Source organism: Priestia sp. Y58 (assembly GCF_029522095.1).
Lineage (GTDB): Bacteria > Bacillota > Bacilli > Bacillales > Bacillaceae_H > Priestia > Priestia megaterium_E.
In genome coordinates, this window is sequence record NZ_JAKWFL010000004.1 from 1 (window position 1) to 21,353 (window position 21,353).

Annotated in this window: 23 protein-coding genes and 1 pseudogene; 18 read left to right on the plus strand and 6 right to left on the minus strand. The window is 36.4% G+C overall.

The features are described from left to right. A partial coding sequence (locus MMB68_RS13330; RefSeq protein ID WP_251400393.1) for an IS3 family transposase occupies window positions 1-96 on the plus strand: 96 nt, incomplete at its 5' end. Between the two features lie 57 nt (window positions 97-153). On the opposite strand, the gene MMB68_RS13335 is transcribed toward MMB68_RS13330, so the two are convergent. Next, the gene (locus tag MMB68_RS13335) at window positions 154-828 is read right to left on the minus strand and encodes a class I SAM-dependent methyltransferase (protein ID WP_221786051.1); all 675 of its coding nucleotides are present in this window, start codon (window positions 826-828) and stop codon (window positions 154-156) included. A 131-nt stretch (window positions 829-959) separates the two neighbouring features. On the opposite strand from MMB68_RS13335, the gene MMB68_RS13340 reads away from it, so the two are divergent. Further along, window positions 960-1,829, plus strand: coding sequence for a LysR family transcriptional regulator (locus MMB68_RS13340; RefSeq protein WP_277548981.1), 870 nt, complete (start codon window positions 960-962; stop codon window positions 1,827-1,829). A gap of 32 nt (window positions 1,830-1,861) precedes the next feature. Beyond that, window positions 1,862-2,215 carry a DUF4181 domain-containing protein gene (locus MMB68_RS13345; RefSeq protein WP_277548983.1) on the plus strand — a complete coding sequence of 118 codons (354 nt, stop codon included), beginning with the start codon at window positions 1,862-1,864 and terminating at the stop codon, window positions 2,213-2,215. 37 nt (window positions 2,216-2,252) lie between these two features. On the opposite strand, the gene MMB68_RS13350 is transcribed toward MMB68_RS13345, so the two are convergent. Both MMB68_RS13350 and MMB68_RS13355 read right to left on the minus strand, forming a co-directional pair. After that, the gene (locus MMB68_RS13350) at window positions 2,253-3,185 is read right to left on the minus strand and encodes an aldo/keto reductase (RefSeq protein ID WP_045293165.1); all 933 of its coding nucleotides are present in this window, start codon (window positions 3,183-3,185) and stop codon (window positions 2,253-2,255) included. 184 nt (window positions 3,186-3,369) lie between these two features. Continuing rightward, entirely contained in the window at window positions 3,370-4,083 is a 714-nt protein-coding gene (locus MMB68_RS13355) for a suppressor of fused domain protein (RefSeq protein ID WP_221786055.1), read from the minus strand. A gap of 824 nt (window positions 4,084-4,907) precedes the next feature. Between MMB68_RS13355 and MMB68_RS13360 the strand changes: the two genes are divergently transcribed. From MMB68_RS13360 to MMB68_RS13385, 6 genes are all read left to right on the plus strand, one after another. Then, window positions 4,908-5,084: a hypothetical protein gene (locus tag MMB68_RS13360; protein WP_221786056.1), complete on the plus strand. Its 177-nt coding sequence runs from the start codon at window positions 4,908-4,910 to the stop codon at window positions 5,082-5,084. 153 nt (window positions 5,085-5,237) lie between these two features. After that, the gene (locus MMB68_RS13365) at window positions 5,238-6,020 is read left to right on the plus strand and encodes a hypothetical protein (protein WP_221786057.1); all 783 of its coding nucleotides are present in this window, start codon (window positions 5,238-5,240) and stop codon (window positions 6,018-6,020) included. Continuing rightward, the gene (locus MMB68_RS13370; RefSeq protein ID WP_221786058.1) at window positions 6,020-6,286 is read left to right on the plus strand and encodes a PqqD family protein; all 267 of its coding nucleotides are present in this window, start codon (window positions 6,020-6,022) and stop codon (window positions 6,284-6,286) included. Before MMB68_RS13365 ends, MMB68_RS13370 begins: the two co-directional genes overlap by 1 nt. Then, complete coding sequence (locus MMB68_RS13375; RefSeq protein WP_221786059.1) at window positions 6,276-6,722, plus strand: S24/S26 family peptidase; 447 nt, start codon at window positions 6,276-6,278, stop codon at window positions 6,720-6,722. Before MMB68_RS13370 ends, MMB68_RS13375 begins: the two co-directional genes overlap by 11 nt. Before the next feature lie 25 nt (window positions 6,723-6,747). After that, the gene (locus MMB68_RS13380; protein ID WP_264408952.1) at window positions 6,748-8,550 is read left to right on the plus strand and encodes an ABC transporter ATP-binding protein; all 1,803 of its coding nucleotides are present in this window, start codon (window positions 6,748-6,750) and stop codon (window positions 8,548-8,550) included. A 28-nt stretch (window positions 8,551-8,578) separates the two neighbouring features. Next, window positions 8,579-9,706, plus strand: a complete 1,128-nt coding sequence (locus MMB68_RS13385; protein ID WP_221786061.1) for a nucleotidyltransferase family protein — start codon at window positions 8,579-8,581, stop codon at window positions 9,704-9,706. Window positions 9,707-10,014: 308 nt separating this feature from the next. On the opposite strand, the gene MMB68_RS13390 is transcribed toward MMB68_RS13385, so the two are convergent. Next, window positions 10,015-10,725 (minus strand): M50 family metallopeptidase, encoded by a 711-nt coding sequence (locus tag MMB68_RS13390; RefSeq protein WP_221786062.1) that lies wholly within the window; start codon window positions 10,723-10,725, stop codon window positions 10,015-10,017. A 203-nt stretch (window positions 10,726-10,928) separates the two neighbouring features. Here MMB68_RS13390 and MMB68_RS13395 point away from each other — a divergent pair, with 203 nt between their 5' ends. Both MMB68_RS13395 and MMB68_RS13400 read left to right on the plus strand, forming a co-directional pair. Further along, a complete protein-coding gene (locus tag MMB68_RS13395) occupies window positions 10,929-12,128 on the plus strand; it encodes an amidase (RefSeq protein ID WP_264408953.1) in 1,200 nt (399 codons plus the stop codon). Further along, the gene (locus MMB68_RS13400) at window positions 12,125-13,009 is read left to right on the plus strand and encodes a fumarylacetoacetate hydrolase family protein (RefSeq protein WP_277548990.1); all 885 of its coding nucleotides are present in this window, start codon (window positions 12,125-12,127) and stop codon (window positions 13,007-13,009) included. The genes MMB68_RS13395 and MMB68_RS13400 overlap by 4 nt, the downstream gene beginning before the upstream one ends. A 26-nt stretch (window positions 13,010-13,035) precedes the next feature. Here MMB68_RS13400 and MMB68_RS13405 read toward each other — a convergent pair whose 3' ends face one another. Further along, window positions 13,036-14,064, minus strand: a complete 1,029-nt coding sequence (locus MMB68_RS13405) for an acyltransferase family protein (RefSeq protein ID WP_277548992.1) — start codon at window positions 14,062-14,064, stop codon at window positions 13,036-13,038. 239 nt (window positions 14,065-14,303) lie between these two features. Between MMB68_RS13405 and galE the strand changes: the two genes are divergently transcribed. From galE to MMB68_RS13440, 7 genes and pseudogenes are all read left to right on the plus strand, one after another. Next, the gene (gene galE, locus MMB68_RS13410) at window positions 14,304-15,284 is read left to right on the plus strand and encodes a UDP-glucose 4-epimerase GalE (RefSeq protein ID WP_264408955.1); all 981 of its coding nucleotides are present in this window, start codon (window positions 14,304-14,306) and stop codon (window positions 15,282-15,284) included. A gap of 230 nt (window positions 15,285-15,514) precedes the next feature. Further along, a complete protein-coding gene (locus MMB68_RS13415; protein WP_013055747.1) occupies window positions 15,515-15,697 on the plus strand; it encodes a DUF3973 domain-containing protein in 183 nt (60 codons plus the stop codon). Window positions 15,698-15,902: 205 nt separating this feature from the next. Further along, on the plus strand, window positions 15,903-16,292 hold the full coding sequence (locus tag MMB68_RS13420; protein WP_277548995.1) for a PepSY domain-containing protein: 390 nt from the start codon (window positions 15,903-15,905) through the stop codon (window positions 16,290-16,292). Between the two features lie 257 nt (window positions 16,293-16,549). After that, window positions 16,550-17,222, plus strand: a pseudogene (locus MMB68_RS13425) (hypothetical protein). A 253-nt stretch (window positions 17,223-17,475) separates the two neighbouring features. Beyond that, a complete protein-coding gene (locus tag MMB68_RS13430) occupies window positions 17,476-17,640 on the plus strand; it encodes a hypothetical protein (RefSeq protein ID WP_277548996.1) in 165 nt (54 codons plus the stop codon). A 267-nt stretch (window positions 17,641-17,907) separates the two neighbouring features. Then, on the plus strand, window positions 17,908-18,681 hold the full coding sequence (locus MMB68_RS13435; RefSeq protein ID WP_277548998.1) for an EAL domain-containing protein: 774 nt from the start codon (window positions 17,908-17,910) through the stop codon (window positions 18,679-18,681). A 224-nt stretch (window positions 18,682-18,905) separates the two neighbouring features. Continuing rightward, window positions 18,906-20,879 carry a sensor domain-containing diguanylate cyclase gene (locus tag MMB68_RS13440; protein ID WP_221786071.1) on the plus strand — a complete coding sequence of 658 codons (1,974 nt, stop codon included), beginning with the start codon at window positions 18,906-18,908 and terminating at the stop codon, window positions 20,877-20,879. A gap of 23 nt (window positions 20,880-20,902) precedes the next feature. Here MMB68_RS13440 and MMB68_RS13445 read toward each other — a convergent pair whose 3' ends face one another. After that, entirely contained in the window at window positions 20,903-21,217 is a 315-nt protein-coding gene (locus MMB68_RS13445; protein ID WP_014461264.1) for a winged helix-turn-helix transcriptional regulator, read from the minus strand. Window positions 21,218-21,353 lie beyond the last annotated feature (136 nt).

Sequence of the window (21,353 nt, forward strand, 5' to 3'; positions counted from 1 at the left end):
GCCTATATCCTCTATTACAACCATCTGCGAATAAAAGAAAAATTAAAAGGATTGACCCCTGTAGAATACAGAATTCAATCCTCATTAGCTGCCTAAATAACGTGTCTAACTTTTTGGGTTCAGTTCACAAAGAGACAAGTAGTTTTTAAACCGTTATTTTTGAGCATACATTACAACAAAATTAAAAAATTTATAGATGCAATCCACTGTGCTGAATCCGCTTGCTTTTAACCAATTTAACTGATCATGTAGGGTTGCCATTTTATCTAACTTCGTACGTTCATGAGCAGCCTCAATTTGCTCATGAGTTAATCCGCTTGCGGCAATTCTTTTGCTCCAGTCTTTTTTATATAACTCTTCAATAATAGAAGAATGGCCTAATACTTGATCGGCATTAATAAATATTCCTCCTGTATGCAGCAAATCGTAAATTTGTTCATACAGCTTTTGTTTTTGTTCGTCTTCTAAATGATGAATAGCAAGTGAAGAAATCACAATGTCAAATGAGTGCTCAAATTTGTAGCTTGTTATATCTGATACGATAAATTCTATATGCTGTTCGTTTTTAAAGCGCTCCTTAGCTTTTTCAAGCATTTGATCTGACACGTCAATCAACGTGAAATGAGCATCTGGGTATTTTTCTTTGACAAAAGAAGAAAACAATCCTGTACCTGCTCCGATATCAAGTACGCGAAGCGGCTTGTTTGAAAAGTGAAGAAGAGAAACGGGAATGGAATAAAAATCAAAAAAACAAGGAATAAGTTTGCGGCGCTGCTCATCATACTGAGAAGCATGAGCATTAAATTTTTCTTTCACATTATTTTTCATTTTTACAGCTCCTTTATTTGGTAATATTGAGATACATATATCGTATAGAAGTTTGGTAGAAAAGAAAATAAACAAAAATAAGCAGTATTGATTCCAGTTTGTTATGAATAGAAAGAGATGGAGAGAAGAAAATGGAGATCAAATGGTTAAAAACATTCATCATAGCGGCTTCTTATGAAAATTTCAGGCAAGCGTCTGAAGATTTATTTTTAACACAGCCTGCTGTATCAAAGCATATTCAGCGACTGCAGCAAGAGCTAGGCGCTGAGCTTTTTGAAAAAAAAGGTAAATATATCACGCTGACTGAGACAGGACGCTTTTTTTTGCCTCATGCTCAAAAAATGGTGAGGGCATATGAAGAAGGAGTAGGAAATTTTAAGTTATGGAAGCAAGGATATAACCGAAAACTGACTATATCCGCTGCTCCTCAAATAGCAGCATCTGTTTTGCCGATTCTAATCAAACAATTTGTAGAGAGATATCCCCATATTGAAGTCACGGTTAATATTACAAATTCGTTTCAAGTGGGAAAAGACATCAGCGACAGAAGGTCAGATATTGGATTAACAAGGATGCTTCCGGGTCAGGCAGACGTTTTTTATGAGTTAATACATAAAGAAAAAGCAGTCTTAGTTGCCCCGTTTTCTGCAGGGGCACGTACGGAACAGGAGCTGTTATCTTCCTACCGGCTGCTTACGAATAATCATCCTGTTTATTGGGAAGATTTACTCCTTCAAATCAAGGCTTGTTATCCTCACATTCAGCTGCTTCCTGTGACGCAAGTAGAAATTACAAAGCGCTTTATTGAAGAAGGTTTAGGCGTATCTTATTTGCCATTTTCCATGGTGAAAAAGGAAGTTGAAAATCAAACGTTAAGCGTAATTTCACAGCAAAAAATTATCCGGCCTTCTTCGCATACGTATATCGTAACAGAAGGCGAAACAGAAGAAATAAAGCAGTTTAAGCACTTTGTAGCTGAGACCTTAACAGAAACGAGCTGAAATGATACCATAAAAAGGAAGGAGAGATGACAATGTATATATTAATCATGCTAGTAGCAGCAGCAGTCGTAGTAGATTTTATTTTAAGAAAAGTGCTTGATATACCTCGCAGCAAATTTTGGGGCAAATATGAGTATGAAAGTCTAGCCTTAGGCCGATGGGATAAGTATGTGACGATAGCTTTTGTTCTTTTTCTGTTCCTCGATATGATCTTTATGTTTGTGGAGCCTTATATCGTATCTTTCCTATTTTTAGTCGTGAATATTTTGTTGAAAAGTATAGATGAATGGAAATATAAACAAGAAACGAAAGAGTACATCACAAGCTTTGTACAGCTGGGATTCTTCTTTACAGGATTTGTTTTATTAGCCGGCGGAATTGTATAGAAAAAAGAGCTTTACCTATGGTAAAGCTCTTTTTATATTATTTAAAAATATGATCAATGTCTTTAATTTCGGAAGAAGTGAGCTGAACATCTAATGTTTTTAAATTATCGAGTACTTGCTCAGCGCGTTTTGCCCCCGGAATTAATACATCAATTGAATCGCGCGTTAAGTACCAAGCCAGAACAAGATGAGCTACTTCTACGCCTTTTGCGCTAGAGATTTGACGGAGACGCTCTACTTTTTCTAGATTTTGCTGAAATGCTTCGCCGATAAAATGAGGCATATCTTCGCGAAGGTCATTAAACTTTGTATTTTTATCATATTTCCCAGCAAGTAAACCAGCAGCTAGCGGAAAGTATGGAATAAATGAAATGCGGTTTGCAGCAGTATAAGGTAAAATATCGTTTTCTGCTTCTCGCTGAATTAAGTTATATTGGCCTTGTACCACGTCTACATAACCATCTTTATTTGCTTCTTTTAACTGATCTAATGTGAAGTTTGATACGCCAATAGAACGGATCTTTCCTTCATCTTTTAATTCTTTTAACGCACCGACCGCTTCGTCTTTAGGTGTGTTTTTATCTGGAAAGTGAATATAATACAAATCGATATAATCTGTTTGAAGGCGTTTTAAGCTATCTTCAACCGACTGTTTTAAAAACGCAGGAGAATTGTCTAGCAGTACCTCATCTCCAACAATTTTATGTGCTCCTTTTGTAGCGATAACCGCTTCTTCACGATTCCCGCGTTCTTTTAGCACTTCACCAATTAGTTCTTCAGAACGTTTTGGACCATAAATGAACGCTGTATCAAGTAGGTTTATGCCATTATCTAGCGCCTTATGAACAAGGTCTTTGCCGACTTCTTCGTTTAGGTTAGGATATAAGTTATGTCCTCCTACAGCGTTTGTTCCAAGTCCAATAGGGTTAACGTATAATTCGGATTTTCCAATCTGCACTTTTTCTGCCATGTCTAACGTCCATCTCCTTTTTTATATCTTCTTTTTTACTATAGCAAAATATACCATGAATCAAAAATAGTACGCTCATATGAAAAGCAGCCTTAAAAAAGTATGTGAACTTGAGTTACACGTAAATAAGGAGTATATTCTACAGGGCTCTATTTCAATAGCAGAAACAAAAAAAGAACCTCTTTTAAATAAGAGACTCTCTTTTAGTCATGGTAATATGATAACTTTTTGACAGCTGAAATGTTTCAGCGAGCTGCCTGCGTCCTTGCGCTCCTTGTTCGCGCACATAATCTAATTCGTTTGGTGTAAGAAGCTTCATGCTAATCAGTTTAATAGATTCGTAAGGTAAAGAGAGGCTAGTTGAAACAGAAGGAGACTGAACTCCTAGCAATACACCAATATCTCCATTTTTATTTACAAAATGAGGCGGTACGTCCAAATCCGTAAATTCAATTGAAAGAACATCATGCTTCATGAATAGTTCTAGCATATTAGGATGAGCGGCAGCATTTTGACTCATTTGATAAAGAAGGTCAAATGCCCAGTGATCCTGAATATCAGATAAAGGCCCGCGCAGAGATTCATCATCGCATTCGATATAGAATTCTAACCCTTTTCCTTGCTTTCGGCTCTTTTCTTCAGGGGATTGAAACGGATCGGACAAGCCGTCGCTTGCGAGAATAACCGTCTCTGTTTTTTGAACACGAATAAATGTTTGACGTCCAGATGGCCAAGCAGGTCCGCCAAAAAACATGGGATTTAACAAATGAGTTAATACGTCTCCGTCTACATGTCCAATTGTGTTCCAGTAGTCTTTTCTTTTTGAGATTGATTCCTCAAGAACACGCTCTGCTTCTTTTTCCTGCTTCTTTTGCTTCCACTTTAAAAATAATGACAAGTATCCCACACCTCTTTACGACTTCATAGTACCCAATATATACCTCATTTAGGGAACTGGTAAACCACTATTTAACAATAGTGTATAAATTATTATATATTTACTTTCAACTAACCAGCTTAGAACCTTTTAGCCCTTAATTGTTTTAAGTGTACTTATGTCTACTAGAAGGGGTGTTTTTTTATACATAATAAGCGTAACCAACTAGGTTGAAAATTTATATATTTATAGTTGCTAGATACATATACGATGGTTTACTACTTTCACTCATCTACCACATAAATTTGCTTCTATTCCAATAATAAGCAAAGATAAATAAAATAAAAAAAAGTGATGTTCTTAATAAAGGTACGAATTTTGTAAAAATTCATATCTTTTTGTTCTTAATAAAGGTTTACTATTTTTATTTTGTTCTTTATAATAGAAAACAACTAGTTATTAAGTATTATGATTCCGGGTTTAATAGGTTTAAATGACTAGTCAGGGATATCTGTTGAAGTTTTGTTCTTTATAATGAACGTTATTATGAAGTATGAAAGGAAAGCGAGTAGTGTCACAACTGTCTTTTATCCCCTTGTCTAAAGGACATATAAAAATTTTAAAAAGAATGTATAGAAGCGTGAAATTCATGTGAAACAAATTACTTTTTGTGAAGTGTTTTTCTAGTTACTAGGTTAATAGTTGAGGGGAAACCTTATCACTTTGCTTCTAGGAGTTGAGGTATAGTAACCTCTTTAATCCTCGAGGTCAAGGAGTTAAAAAAGAACCCTCAAATTATTATATATAATCTGAATAATATGACGAATTGGAAGGAGGACTACATTATGAAAATGACAAAAAAACAACCAGGCGTATCATCTAAGCGCCCAATGGTTATGGATCATCAGCCTATTAGATTTGAAACTGCTCAAAGTTGGAATCCTGGAAAAGGTAACCAAGACCACCCTGGACATGGTAATGGGGGTGTTAATTTTCCACCAAACAATCCAAATAGACCGTAAAAAAGGATATAAAAAGAGGTTCTAAACCCACTTGTTAGGCATCTTAACAAAATCTATTATTTTTAAATCAATGTTGAATGCTACATATAGATGATTGTATAGATGCCTAACATTTACTTGTTTTTCTCTATTTAAAAATTGAAGGAGCATATTATGGAAAAAGTTACAATGAGAATTGGAGAGCATCAAGCTTTAATTGTTTGTCATTCATTTCAGATTTTAAATTTAATTCAAAAAAACTACGAGCCTTTTTTTTCTAAAATTGAATGCCCAGATATGGTTATACATATAGAAAGTGGATATGGAATTCCTTTTGTAGACTATCAAGTAGAAGTCGAACAAGAGGCAGATACTATATCTTTTCAAAGAGCTGATTATAGAATTCAAGCAAATTTGAGCGAGGGAAAGGCTCAAATTCAAATTTATGATGAATTAGCTTTAAAGCATGCGCTTATGAATTTTTATAGTTCTTATATTGTTTATCACAACTGGGGGCTGCTTATTCATTCCTCATGTGCAACTGAAAAAGGAAAGGCCCATTTATTTGCTGGCCAATCCGGAGCAGGAAAATCAACTTGTGCACAATTGTCCGCTCCAAGACCTGTTCTTTCTGATGAAGCAACTCTTCTAAAGGTTGAAAAAAATAAAATTACTGTGTTTAATTCTCCATTTCGGAGTGAGCTCTCAGCTCCATCTATTGAAGGAACTATTCCACTAGCAAGTATTCAGCTGCTGCATCAATCTTTGAACAACGAGAGAATAAAGCTGGGTAAAGCAAGTGCTTTGCTTCAAATAATGGATAAGGTCTTTTATTGGAATAAAGACCGAGAGGAAACAAAAAAAATTGTACAAATGATAAAAGAGGTATTAGATCATGTACCTGTATATGATCTTTACTTTCAAAAAAATAATACGTTTTGGGAGTTGATATCCTAATGAAGCAGTTTGTTCGAAATCAAGATATGGAGGCCGTTCAGCTTGACAGTGAATGGGTGATTTTAAATACAGAAGCGTATACAGTAACAAAAATTAACGAATTGGGAGGTTACTGCTGGTCTTTACTTGAAAGGCCTTGTACAATTCCTTCGCTGATTAAATCTTTGCAAACGGATTATCGAATAGAAGACGAACTTTCGTTTGAAGATATGGAAAGCTTTCTATCTGAGTTGATAAAATATGGATTGATTGATCATGTCAATTAACCAAGAAAGCGTACTATTGTTGAAGAATGTTATAGAAAAAAAAGGGTATGTTCATTTTCCTTCTGAGGGGTTCAGCATGTACCCTTGCATTCGTCAAAATGACCTTTGCACCTTTGAAAAAGCAACTGTTTTAAAAAAAGGTGATATCGGTCTCTTTCATACGGAAAGCGGGCAATTGATTGCTCATCGATTAATTAAAACAGGACACAAGAACGAGCAGTTGCACTATATATTTAAAGGAGATACTAATCTTTACTGTGATGAGCCTGTAATGAGAGAACAAGTTATTGGGAAATTGACGGCAATCTCTAGAAAAAATCAAAAAAAAGTTTATATGGCTGCTCCTTTTGACTATATATGGTGCTGGTTAATGCTTTTTTTTCCTTTTAGCTCCCGTTTCTTAAAAAAATATATCAATCAAAAAATAGTTAATTAAGCTAATCGCTTATTTTTGGAGTGTTATGATGAAATTAAACCGAGCTGATATAAAGCAGTATTTTGACAGAGAGGAAATGATAAGCGCTTTTTCAATTGTATCCCCTTTACTTAAAAAACATTGGAAAGCTTACGCAGGGCTAATGCTTTTTTTATTGACGGACATTTTAATTACTCTTGTCTCCGCATGGTTTCTTGGAGATCTTTCAGACGCTGCCGTTCAAGGGGACTTTACCCGCGTTAAGCACTTGCTGCCACTTGCTTTTGGTCTAATACTAATAAGCTTTCTTACCATCTATTATGATACGTATATTGAAACGATTGCAACATCTTCTATTAAACGAGATTTAAAAGAGCAGCTGCTAAGGCAACTGTTACTTTCTCCCGTTCATAAAATTCATAGAACCCACTCTGGAGAATTTATTTCTCATTTTACCAATGATATTAACAGCATAGACGGAATGATTGGGCGCAATCTTATTAACCTTATAAAACTACCGTTATTATTTATTGCGATCTTTCTTTATCTATCCCATATCAGCCTATTACTTTCATTTGTAGGTTTATTTATTATACCTATTGCTGTCATTGCAGGTGGTATTTTTGGTTTTTTATTACGCAACAGCAGCAGGGAAATTTTGAAGCTAAACAGTGAAATGACCAGTAGTTTATCTGAAATCTTTCAAGGGTTTATTGTCATTCGATCTTTTTTATTAGAAAGATCTTTCTTTAGTAAATACCGTCAGCAAAACCAGCAAGCTTTAGCATTAGATTTGTATAATGGAAAAATGAAGGGGTTATTTTATGCAGGAGGCGAAGCTATTGCATTAATAGCCTTTCTAGTCACTCTCTGCTTCGGCGCCTTAATTGTTTCAAAAGGGATGTTAACGGTCGGTTCCCTTCTAGCGTTTGTAAGTCTCAGCAACCGTCTAATTTATCCATTAAATGGACTGGCAGGACAGTGGGCTGCATTTCAACGGTCTATATCAGCAATTGAACGAATAGCCCATATACTAAAGCAGCATGAAACTATTGATTTTCCTGAGTTTTCTCAAGAGAAGCCAAAGCAAAAAGCTATTTATTTTCAAGATATAACCTTTAGCTATGACGGGATAAGGTGTATTTTTGAACATTTTAATTTACAAATACCGGCAGGGAAAAGTATAGCTATCGTTGGAGCGAGCGGTGCTGGTAAATCGACTCTATTTAACTTATTACAAGGTTTTTATCACCCTCAAGCCGGAAAAATTTATATAGATCAAACACCGCTTAGTGCTCTTACTGCATCTGAACTGCAGAACTTAATTGCATATGTCCCACAAGAAACTTTTCTTTTTACTGGTACTATAAGAGAAAATCTGCTTTTAGCCAATCCTCAGACAACTGAAGAAGAGCTAGTCATAGCTGCAAGAGCTGCTCATATTCATGACTTCATTCTGTCACTTCCTCATGGGTATGAGACGAAAATAGGCGAAAAAGGGGTAACATTATCGGGGGGGCAAAAACAAAGGATGGCAATTGCTCGCGCCATCTTGAAGAATGCACCTATTCTGTTGCTTGATGAAGCAACGTCCGCATTAGATAACGAAACGGAATATTTAGTGAAAGACGCGCTGCAAGGAATTATGAAAAATCGGACAACGATTGTAATTGCTCATCGCTTATCAACCATTCAAAATGTTGATTCTATTGTTGTTATTGATAATGGAAAACTGATTCAATCAGGAAAGCATGAAGAGCTGATTCAACAGCCAGGTTTATACCGAGACCTTGCTCATGTCAACACATCACAGCTTTCTAATAACGAAGAAAGAGCAATCATGCTGTAAAGAAATATAAATTAGGAGGATTTCCATAATGTTTATTGAATTTATTCAAGCATTATATGATCAAAACCGTCCGTTACCAGAAAATCGGAATGATTACAACGCTATATTAGAAGATATCGAATACTTTCACTTATCAGCAACGGTATATTCCTTGTTAAAACAGCAGGGAAGAATCGAGCAAACGCCAACATATTTTCAAAATCAGCTAAAGACAGAATACCAAGCTATTTTGTATAACAACCTTTATATTAAAAATCAGCTGAAGCTCATTTTGGATACGTTTGAAGCTAACGATATTTCTGCCATTCCCTTAAAAGGAATTTTATTTAATGAAACGTATTTTGGTCATTTTAGTGCAAGACGGACAACGGATATTGATATATTAATTCGTAAAGAGGATATGGAAAAAGCGATAGGGTGTATTCAAGAATTAGAATACGATACAGAAGGAGAATACTCATCTCATCACTTTCATCGTTCGTTTGGTAAAGCGATCCCTCATTCACCTGTTCCGTTAGCTATTGAACTTCATTGGGATCTTCTTAAAGAGGAGAGTTCCTCATTAGAAATTGAGCAATTTTGGAAGCACTCTACTCCGTTAGAAGGTTACAAACATATAAAACAACTGTCTGAAATACATACCTTTTATATGATTTGCCTTCATGGGTGGAAGCATGGAATGGATTCTTTAAAATATTTTATCGATATTATACAAGCTATACATGTCTTGAATCATAAAATCAATTACGATGCGTTATTTAAAATGGCAAAGAACGATCAAACTTTAAAACGACTAACAAGCACATTAACAGTTGTTTATAATCAATTTCCACATCTGGATCAAATTAATAGCCTTCCTTTTAATAAAAAACCAAAAATATGGTGGAATTATCAAGAAATACGTTATGGAGACAGACAAAGCGTAAAAGGATTTAAAAATCTTATTCGTGTCCATTTATCTGAATATGACCGGTTTAAGCATTCAATGATCTTTTTTAAGAGATGGCTTTTTCCAAATAAATCGGAGATAACTAATCTTTATCAACCTTCAACAAAATATAAAAAATATAGTATCTTTAGAGGGTATATTAAATTTTATAGGAAAAAGTTTCATACATTATTTCGTGCGTTATTTTATTCAAAAGTTAAAAGTTAACAAAAATATTGAAAGATTATTAATGTAGTTAAACGTGTTTTTTTGTGATTTTACAAGACTTTCAATAATTGTTGAGTCAAACTTTAAAAAGGTAGCTATAATAAAGCGTCTTTCTACTTAGAAGGTGCTTTTTTGTTTTAGACAAAACATTAAAACGTCGGGTTTCTTTTATCAAGGTGCTTTTAGATAAAAATCCATTGCAAGGAAAACGTAAATAAAGAATGCTATCTCACAAAACGAGAAGCATCCTTTGTTTAAATATATATGTTTGTGAAGCAACAATTATATTGTTTCTTCTGCATCGTTTCCTAATAAATCAGTTGAAAAATCAAATAAGCCACATACACGGCCTGTGCGAAAAATAAAAAACCCCAAAAGCGTGCTGAAAGATGGGTAAGCTGCTTTAAACTCGTAGCGTCACCTGCATCGTGTGGATATCTGATGCTTAACACAAAAATGATAAAGGCAGAAAATAGAGATTCTACAAGTAACAGCGCACCAACAAACATCATGCTGTAGCGCGTAAGCTGTGGGTCTTGTAAATAATAAATACCTCCGAGGATCAAACCGATAGAAAAAAGCCACACAATTCCGTATCCGTTACGTACCCAAAGCAGTAAATTAATAACAACCACACTTCCTAACCCGTAAAAAAGCCAGTCGTAGTGATGGTGAACGAGCAGGTAGAAAAACAAATAAGCCATTGCTGAGCTGAACGGGTAGCCGGCTAAAGCAATAATGACGCGCGGCAGCCATCCACGGGATCCCGCGTAGGTGGCAGTCACAGCTACGCCTTCATTATTGGTATACAGCTCAATGCGGTTGACGCCTTTTCCGACAATAAGCCCCATTAACGCGTGGCCATCTTCATGAAACATCGTATTTAAATTTGAAAAATAACGTCCAATATGCCGAAGTAGCTGATTAATGCTAGGAGCAAATGAACCTATAAAGGGAATGCCTCTTGTTAGCACAAAAGCTAATAAAATAAATAAGAAAAGCGTAGTAGATTGTTCCATCGCGATAGTCCTTTTCATAAAATGATATGTTTCTACTTTACTCGCAAACGTGCTAAAAGGGAAATGAAACGGCTAGTTTCTCTAGGAAAAGGGAAACTGGAAGATTTGCATAATATTAATGTTAACAGACCTGACACATTCATTGACCAGCTTATTCCAAATTTTATATTCTAAACAGATATAAGAAATGAGGAGATGGTTGAATGAAAGATACGTGGAACGCATTTGTAGACAGTGATCTTTACGTACCTCCAACGGGAACGGGAATGTTAAATAACTTGAGTTTTGCGTTAAAAGACGTATTTGATGTACAAGGACATATATCAAGTGCGGGAAATCCAGATTGGCTCTCCACGCATCAGCCTGCAAGTGAACATGCAGACGTAGTAGCTGCTCTTTTAAAAGAAGGAGCTGCACTAAAGGGAGTTACGCATACTGACGAGCTTATGTACGGATTAAATGGAGAAAATGCGCATTACGGAACACCGGTAAACCCAAAAAGCGCAGATCGAATTCCGGGAGGTTCTTCAAGCGGATCAGCGGTTGCTGTCGCAGCGGGAATAACTGATTTTGCGATTGGAACAGATACGGGAGGATCGGTTCGAATTCCTTCAAGCTACTGCGGTATTTTTGGGTATCGTCCTTCTCACGGACGCATTTCTACAAACGGTCTGATTCCACTGGCTCCAAGCTTTGATACAGTTGGTGTAATGGCTAGAGACGGCCACACTCTGCAAAAAGTTGGAGCGGTTTTATTGAATTCAACGTCGCGTGCTAGTGGATTTACACGGCTGTATGTACCAACAGATGTGATGGAACTTGTGGATGAACAAAGCATGCGAGCTCTTGCGCCGTCTATTAACCACTTAATGGAGTCTTTTTCTACTATAGAAGAGATAGCGATTGCTCCTCAGGGTTTTTCTACATATATGGAAACTTTCCGTTTGCTGCAAGGAAAAGAAATCTGGCAAACGCACGGAGAGTGGATTCAAAAAGAAAATCCAACCTTTGGAGAAGACATCGGAAGCCGCTTTCAGTGGGCCAGCACTCTTACATTATTAAATATGAATTATATAGAAGAAAAGCGTCGTGAACTTCGCTATTTTATGTACTCACAGCTTGGAGAAGAAGGAATATTAGTACTTCCTACAGCTCCAGGACCCGCGCCTGTAAAAGATGCAAAAGGACCAGAGTTAGAAAACAGAAGATTGCGAACACTTCAAATGACGTGTATTGCCGGTCTGAGCGGTCTTCCCCAAGTTACGATACCTGCAGGAGAACTAGACGGTTTGCCAGTCGGTTTATCTTTTATTGCAGGATACAACCAAGATGAAAAATTATTAAATTGGGTAAAAGAAAACAGCGGTCGTATCATTCAAGCATCGGTAAGGAGCGTATCATGAAGTTAGTAAATATAATAGAGCAAGGGAAAGAACAAGCAGCTATTTTAGACAATGACAGCATTCTGCTTATAGAAGATATTAATACTAAATATTTAACAAACTGGTCTACAACAATTTGGGATCTTATTCAATATAAAGAACTTCGCCACCTTGAAACATGGTACGCCCATAATAAATTTGGTATGAACAGCTCTTTTCCCGTACTGCACTTGCAGGGCAGAAAAACAGCTCCTATCATTAGTAACCCGTCGAAATTGTTAGGCATTGGGTTTAATTATGCGGCTTCTGAAGAAAAACTAAGAGACTACGACCGTGCCATTGATCCAGTTAGTTTTTTAAAACCCGCAACCGCCATTATTGGACCAGATGACAGCATTCGTATTCCAAAGCAGTCCTACAAAACAACGGCTGAAGCGGAACTAGCGGTGGTAATCGGCGAAACGTGTAAGGATATAGAGCCAGATGAAGCCATAAATGTAATTGCTGGTTATACGTCAGCAATTGACGTAACCGCAGCTGATATTCACGCGGCGAATCATCGTTACTTAATGCGAGCGAAAAGCTTTGATACATTTTGCAGTATAGGCTCAGAATTTATCACAAAAGAAAGTATATCAAACGTGAAATCACTTCAAGTGCGCACATTGCTAAATGGAGACATGCAGCATGAAAATACAGTGTCTAATATGATTTACGACGTCGCATACTGTGTTTCATTTTTCTCAAAAGTCATGACGCTGCATCCAGGTGACATCATCCTCACCGGAACGCCGGGACCGGCTGTTATTGAAGACGGGGACTGTATTGAATGTCATATTGAAGGGATGCTTCCATTAAAAAATAAAGTAAAAGATATGAAGAAAGTACCTCAGCAAATCTAGCAGCGTAGCCCCTGTTTTTGCAGGGGTTACATTGCTGTTTCCTTCGAAGCTGGAAGCGTTTGTCCGCTCTCTTTTTTTCGAATAGGAAACGCACCCAAAAATAATGCGTTAGTAAGCAGAAATTGTTTGAACAATAGATGAAACATTAAAGGAATCAATGTTCCCATTACTATGTATAAAAAGACGGTAGATATGCCGGTGTATTTTTCTATTAAAATAGTAACCGGGACGTGCAAAAACATAATGGTAAACGAGGATCTTCCTACGTATTCAAAAGGTTTACTCCACTTTGTTAAGCTCATTTTTTTGCTTATATATACAAGAATGCTTGCTGCGCAAAGAGGAATAATCAAATCAAGCAGCCATGTATAAATGTTTGCTTTAATATCTAATGTATAAGAAAGAACGTTGAGCTTTTCTAAAGCTACAATCAATAAAATGATCAAGCTGCTCAATATTACAGTGCTTTTTCTCTCAACAAACGAAAAAGCTTGTCTGCTGTAATATCCAATTGCGTAATAACATATGGATAGCAAAACAGAATTGGCGCTCCATATAATGTTTTTTTGTTGAAGAAATGGAAAGCTTACATAAACATGAGCGATAAAATAGCATAAAACTAAGAAAAGAACCATTGACCTTTTTCTCTTAATTAGTAGAGCTGCATAGGCAAAAACAAGGTGAGTTAAGAATAAACAAGTGACAAACCAAAAAACGCCGTAATAATATCCGAGAGTTCTCCCGCCAATACATAAACGGTAGATGTTCAGTAACACTTCCCCAACATTGAATGTTTGAAGAAAAATAAGGGCTGCAATTAACAGGCCAAAAGAAAAATAAGGAACAAGTAAACGTATCCATTTTTTCAAAATCCATTTTCGTACTTCTTGTATTCTAGAACGTGGGTGAAACAGATAGCCGCTAATCATAAAAAAGAGAGGCATGTGAAACCAAAAGAAATAATGATGAAAAAAAGGGCTGCCAGAATGCCCTGCCACTACTGTAAGGATACATAATCCTTTTAGCGCATCCAGCCATGAATGGTGTTTGCTCATTAAGCTTTCATTCCTTTAATAAGTAAATTAGTTCCTGCTATATTATCTAATTCTCTGTAAAAAAGAGCAATAAAAATTTACTTCACTCTTCTTCATAATGAGTTCATATTAAGTGTCTATACTAATAAAAAATATAACCGTGTCGCTGCAGGATACTGAAAAATGAAATATTTACAAATGGAAAAGAAACGGGTACGATATCTGTAGCGACACTTAATAAAAAGGAGCTGACTGACAGTATGATTTTAGTCATCGGAGGAGCAGGCTATATCGGAAGCCACCTAGTAAAAGAATTAGTGAAAACAAATGAAGTTGTGGTACTTGATAATCTATCAACGGGTCATCGCTGGGCAATCGATGAGAAAGCGGTATTCGTAGAAGGAAATCTAGGTAATGAGAAAGATTTAGAAAGCGTATTCACAAATCATAAAATTGATGCTGTCATGCATTTTGCTGCTAATAGTTTAGTAGGGGAGTCAGTAACAGATCCTCTTAAATATTATCAAAATAACGTAGCTGCGACGTTAACCCTTTTACAAACGATGATGAAGCACAATGTGAAAAAGTTTATTTTTTCATCTACTGCTGCTACATACGGGATTCCTTCTGTAGATATCATTACAGAAGATACGGCAACAAACCCAATTAATCCGTACGGACGTTCAAAGTTAATGATCGAACAGATTTTAGCTGACTTTGCAAGTGCCTACGATATGGAATATGTGGTGCTTCGTTACTTTAACGCAGCGGGTGCTTATGAAACAGCAGAAATTGGTGAGTGTCATGATCCTGAAACGCACTTAATTCCAATCATTCTTCAGCACCTGCTTGGTGAACGTGAAAACATCTCGGTATTCGGCTCAGACTACGATACTGCAGATGGAACGTGTATTCGTGACTACATTCACGTAACGGACCTAGCAAATGCTCACATTTCAGCGCTTCAAGCACTGTTAGACGGCACGAAGAAAACAGCAACGTACAATCTTGGAAACGGCCTTGGCTACTCTGTAAAAGAAGTAATTGAAACGTGTGAAAAAGTAACGGGTAAAAAAGCGAATGTTGTGATGGCAGACCGTCGCGCTGGAGATCCGGCACGCCTAGTTGCATCTTCTGATAAAATTCACGCAGAATTAGGCTGGAAAGCGCAAATTTCATTAGAAAAAATCATCGCATCAGCTTGGAACTGGCATCAAAACAGCGCAAACGTAACAAAGTAATAAAAAGTGCCTCTTTTCTTTTTGAAAGGGGCTTTTTTATTAGAATTAAACTGATTTATGTTCTAAATAATCATTTTGAAAAGCCAGCGGTTTAGCCCATGGACAAGCCTTCTTCTTTTCGGACATTTTCCCTAAACAAGCACGACTTTTGTTCTTTTCCATATGATGTAGGTAAATATACCATTCAAAACTATCCCCGTTTATAAAATAGTCCGCAAGGAGGTTATGATATGTATTACTGTGTAAGATGCTCCAAATTTCACGACGAACAGGAAAAAGAAAACATCTTTCAAAATGGTTTTTACATTGATCCCTATTTGCTTCAAAAAGTTCATTTAGGCATGTGCGTACACAAATCCCCGTCAATCAAACAAATGAGAGCCGTAGAACGATTCGAAACGAAAAAGATGTAGAATTCACATTCACCAATAAGAAGCTAGATCTAACCAGGTCTAGTTTTTTCAGTGAATAACAGCTTTCTTCAGCTATCTTTCATGTAATATTAAGAGAAATTTAAGACAAGCCCGCTATACTAGTTAGTAGACGTATACATAGGATATGGTACGTTAAGAAATTGAAACAGCAGTCCGTTTTATAAACTAGAAAGGATGGCGTCAAATGATTTCTGAAAAACGATCTCTTTTGTTGAAAGAACAAGCAAAGCTTCTCGCATTAAAAGAATATAAAGGCATTGTCAAATCCATATCGCTGAGTAAAATACTCACTCTTCCTATTTATATAGTAGACATCCTTACGTTAAACGGAGAAGAGCATAAAGTGAAAATTAACGCCCAAACTGGGAGTATTTTGAAAGAAAAAACGATTCCTTTAACCAAAAGCCGTGCAAAAGCATACGCGTTAAGACAGCATAAAGGTATTATCGAATCGGTTGTTCTTGCTAACAAGCAATATGAAATTGTGATTCTTGGACTTGATGGAAAAAACCACAGCGTGAAGATTGACGCTGAAATTGATGTGCTGGCGCAAGAAGAGAGAAACATTCAGTAAATGGCTTATATTATGTAATCAACCTCACTTTGTTGAAAGTGGGGTTTTCTTTAGTTGGAGAAATCATTAATAAGGGTAACAATAATAAAAAAGAAGTGATTATTTCTTTAATAGAAAGGGTAAGTGATAGTAAAAAATAACCACTTCCTAATTATGGTTCTTTGATTCGTTCTGCTTATGACTCTCCCATTATAAGTATGATAGTATCGAACATGTATAAAACATAGATTATAACATAACTAAAAGGGTGTGCGACAATGAAAAAACGTACGAAGACCATTATTGCAGTCATTGCAGGAGCTGCTATTTTAATAGGAGCCGTATGGTTAATAAACGAAAGCCGCTACCCCAACGTTCAAGCTTTTGATGATCACTTTACACGTAAGTTCTTGAACAAAGATAAAAAAGTGGACGACGGATTTTATGAGTTTAAGTCAAAGACAGGACAGTATACGATGTGGTTTCCAGAAGAGTATCAAGTTTTACATAAATACCACGAGGATTACACTAGAAATGGCGAATCATATGAAAATTGGTCAGCCGCTTATATTAAACCCTACGAAAATGATCAACAAACGTACGCTATCAAGGCTGAATTTTCCGAGAACGACACAAAATCAGAATTAATTTATGTAGAGAGTTTATTTAAAGAACAATTAGGCAGTAAAAAACCTAAAAAGTTAGAAACCTCTAATACAAGAATTTATTATGATTATGCCTATACATATTTTCGTGGTACTAACCAACATATAGTACATGAAAGAAAATCACCCCAACCTTTATGTCGCATATGTAGCAGATAAAAGCTCTGATAAGGTAATCAAATTAACATACGATAGTGTAGGAGAAAATACAGAAACAAATCAAATGGATAGAAAGAAATGGTTTTTAAAAATGCTAAAAAACATTCGTTTTAATGAGGGGAAATAGTAGAGAATTTATAGAGAAGAAGAGGTAACAAGTTAGATGAAGAAAGTTATAGGATTTGCTTTAGCTGTTAGTATATTAGCTGTAGGTATAATGTTTTTTGGTAATGCTGTATATAGGCTATTATCGTTAATTTTCCAACTAGCATCTATTTATCAACATGAGCAATTTGTCTATGATTACAAACTAACGATAAGAGGTTATTGTGCCAAGTATATGGTAAACGTAAATTTCACATATTAGGTGCTTCTAGCGATTGATTGGAGGGCAAGGCGAAGACTCCTGCGGGAAAAGCGGAACAGGTGAGACCCCGCAGGAGCGTAAGCGACGAGGAGGCTCAGCGGCCGCCCGCGGAAAGCGAAGCCATGCACGGAAATCAACCGTGGTGTCACGAGCAATCTATACTAGCTCCTTTATCTAATTTGCTCATCTTTAGACGAAATTGAGTTACTTATGTCTCAATCTTTTTTTTGAAACATCCTTTACAGCCTATCTATCAAAAGCATAAAAGTCTCTAAAACACTTCTTTGTTGCTATCATAAGCCTCCAGCAAGTCTCAAAATACCTAAATCGCCTAATGGAATATCTTACTTTTAATGGACAATTAGCTGTTTTTAGGATATATTTTTATAAGTTTAGGTTATGGAAGAAATAGTATATTGAAAACGAAAGGTGATTAAACGAAAGAATGGATGCTCATGTTTTAAAGGAACTGACGTATGAAGACTTTCAGTTTGTATATCAGCCTATTTATGCGTTGAATTCGTGGGAGACGCTGGGTTTTGAGGCTTTGCTGCGCACAGCTTTCGCAAAAAGGCAAATTGAAGAGTTGTTTTCACTGGCAAGACGCCATAATTATTTGTACAAGCTTGATACGATGGCAATTGAAGGGGCTATAAAGAACTTTCCGTTTGAGGTATTGAAATCTGAAGATTTATTTATCAATGTGTTTCCATCTACTCTTCTCCACCCGCATTTTCAACTGTTTTTAACGTATCTGTTGAACACCTATAAAAATGCGAAACATCGTATTGTATGGGAGTTAAATGAAACGCCTTATGAAAAGATTTTATGGGAATCACCTGCTCTTTTTGCCCGAGTAATGAGTTTGAAAGAGGCCGGTTTCAAAGTTGCGATTGATGATTTTGAAGCAGGGGCTGCAGCGATGAGACAAGTGAGCATGTACGAACCTCATTATATGAAGCTGGATCGAAGCTATGCTGAAGGGCTAGCCGACTGCAAGCAAAAGAAAGATCTGATTGATTTGCTTGTTAACTATTATCCGCATACGAATCTTATTTTAGAAGGCGTTGAACGAGATAAAGATTTAGCTGCAGCGATTTCGTTAAACCTACATGCTGCTCAGGGTTATTTGCTGGGCATGCCGCAGTCGATCTCTTCCTACTTAACTTATAATAAGTACCGCAGTTTATTCAGACGAGAAAGGCTGCTGAACTCTTAAACCATACACTTCACTAAATAGATAATTTATCGTAATATAAAAGTGAGTAATTAGACCTATATGAAACATAGATGTCTTGAATTTTTATAAAATTATGTGATTTTGTGCGATTGTTAAAATATTTTAAGGGATAAAGAAGATGTGTTGGTTTGGGAGAATGAGTGAATTGCATATGAAAACAAGACGTTTAGTGAAATTCCAAAGGCAGATGGAGGATATTTAGTATGTATAGTGAAGGGGTATTCCAATTTTATTTTATGAATATGCCGCAGCCTGTTATTTTAATTCAGCAAGAAAAACATCAGCTATATTATAAAGAATGTAACAAAGCAGCTCAGCAATTCTTTGACAAAATGGAAGACAAGATAATCAATAAAGAAGAAAATCTGCTTTTTTACACACTTTGTGAAAAGGCCATTGCCACGAAAGAACCGATTCAATATCAATACATACAGCTTTTTCAGCCCGACCGGCATGCATATGAAGTAACATTTACTCCTCTTTTTAATCAAGCGACAGCCCCTTCACATGTCCTTGTCATGGCTCAAGAAATTCATTATAAAAAAACACAGGAAGAGAGCACGCGTTTGCTCGATGCATTTCTAGAAAATACGGTAGACGCCATTTTAATTGCTGATTGTGATGAGAAGGTCTTAACAGTCAATGGAGCATTTGAAAAGCTATTTCAGTGGAGAAAAGAAGAAGTTATAGGAAAAAGCCGTCAAGAGATGAACATCGTGTCAAAGAAAGAGGAACAAGAAAACCTTAAATTAATCGAAGAATTAAAAAATGGTAAGACGCTGCCTCCTTATGAAACAGTCAGGTACACCAAAAGCGGCGAAGGCGTGTGTGTATCTGTCAGCTGTTCACCGATTTATGACTATCAAAATCAACTGGTCGCCTATTCAGTGATTTACCGAGATATCACAGCTATTAAAAGATTAGAATTAGAGCTCATAAAAAGCAAACAGTGGTACAAATCGCTATTTACCAACCACCACCACGCGGTTTGTATGCTGAATTTGGATGGCACGATTTTAAATATCAACAGCGCATTCTTAGAAACGCTGCAGCTTTCTGCAAGCGATGTGCTGCACCAAAATTACAGAGATATTGCTAAAAGACTGGGAGCCTGTAATTATAAACGCTGGAATGTATATGAAGAAATCAGCTATAGCACAGAGCTAACGTTTTGTAGAAGCCAACGTTCCATACAGCATGTGTATATTACAACGATTCCTGTCAAAGTAAATAATCAAACGGTTGGCGCCTATGCAATCTTACACGATATTACGCCTCAAAAAGAAGCAGAAGAACAGCTGGCTTATACGCTGAAAGAACTTGAAAATATAAAATATGCGCTTGATGAATCAGCTAGCGTTATGATTATAAATGCAAGTGGAACTATTACCTATGTAAATGATATGTATGTACAGTATTCAGGTTATGAAAAAGAAGATTTAGTAGGGAAGTATTATCGAGATGCAGGGCTTAATCATGACCATCATGAGCTGCTTGAAACAATAAAAAGCGGAAAAGTATGGCGAGGGCAGCTTGAAATGGGGACGAAGCATCATCAGTCATACTGGGTATCGAAAACAATTGTGCCGTTAAAAGATATAGACGGAAATATTACTCATTATGTATCCATTCATAATGATATTACTGAACAAAAAGCGCTAGAAAATAAACTTCATTTTGAAGCCACTCACGATAGTTTAACAGGTCTTCCCAACCGGGCGATGTTATTAAAAGAGTTAAACAAAGTAATTGAAAAAGGGCAGCAAAAAAGCGATGAGTTTTTTGCGCTTTTGTTTCTCGATTGTGATAATTTTAAGCAGATTAACGATGAATATGGCCATCATATAGGCGACGAATTTCTAAAAGCATACACGAAGAGATTAAAAAGCTGTGTGAGGAAAGGCGATCGTATTTATCGTTTGGGCGGAGATGAGTTTATCATTATTTTAAACGTAACAAATGGACGAGAAATTGAACAAATTGCTAGGCGAATTCACGTATCCCTTCAGCAAAGCTGGAATGTACGGGGCTATTGTTTGCGCACAACAACTACTATCGGCGTCTCTATTTATCCAGAAGACGGGGAATCGGCTGCTTTATTATTAAAGAATGCAGATGATGCGTTATATAAAGGAAAAAGAGAAGGGAAAAATAATTATATCCTCTACCAAACGTAAAAAAAGCCTCCAAAGAGGCTTTTTTATTTTATCCATGTTTTTGCCCACTTGCTGACGGGCCCTAAGATCATACCAAGCTCTGATCCTTTTTTAGTTAAGATATATTCAATACGAACCGGACGTTCAGGAATAACGTGCCGGATTACAATGCCTTCTTCTTCTAACTCTTTCATTCGTTCGGTTAACATTCGTTTACTCAAAGAGGGAATGCTGGTGTGAATTTCACTAAAGCGTTTAGGACCGCTCATCAAGACATAAATAATTAATCCATTCCATCTTTTTCCTATTATATCAAACGTTTTCCACACTTTTGGACATAACTCATCAAATTCATTCATTCATGCCACCTACTTTATCGTATATAGGATATTAAAAGTAACTCTTATAATGTTATTATATACTAGCATTTGGATAATGAAAAGGCTATCTTTTTTTATTTTCAAAACTTTCAGTAGCTTGGAAACGCTGTATTGT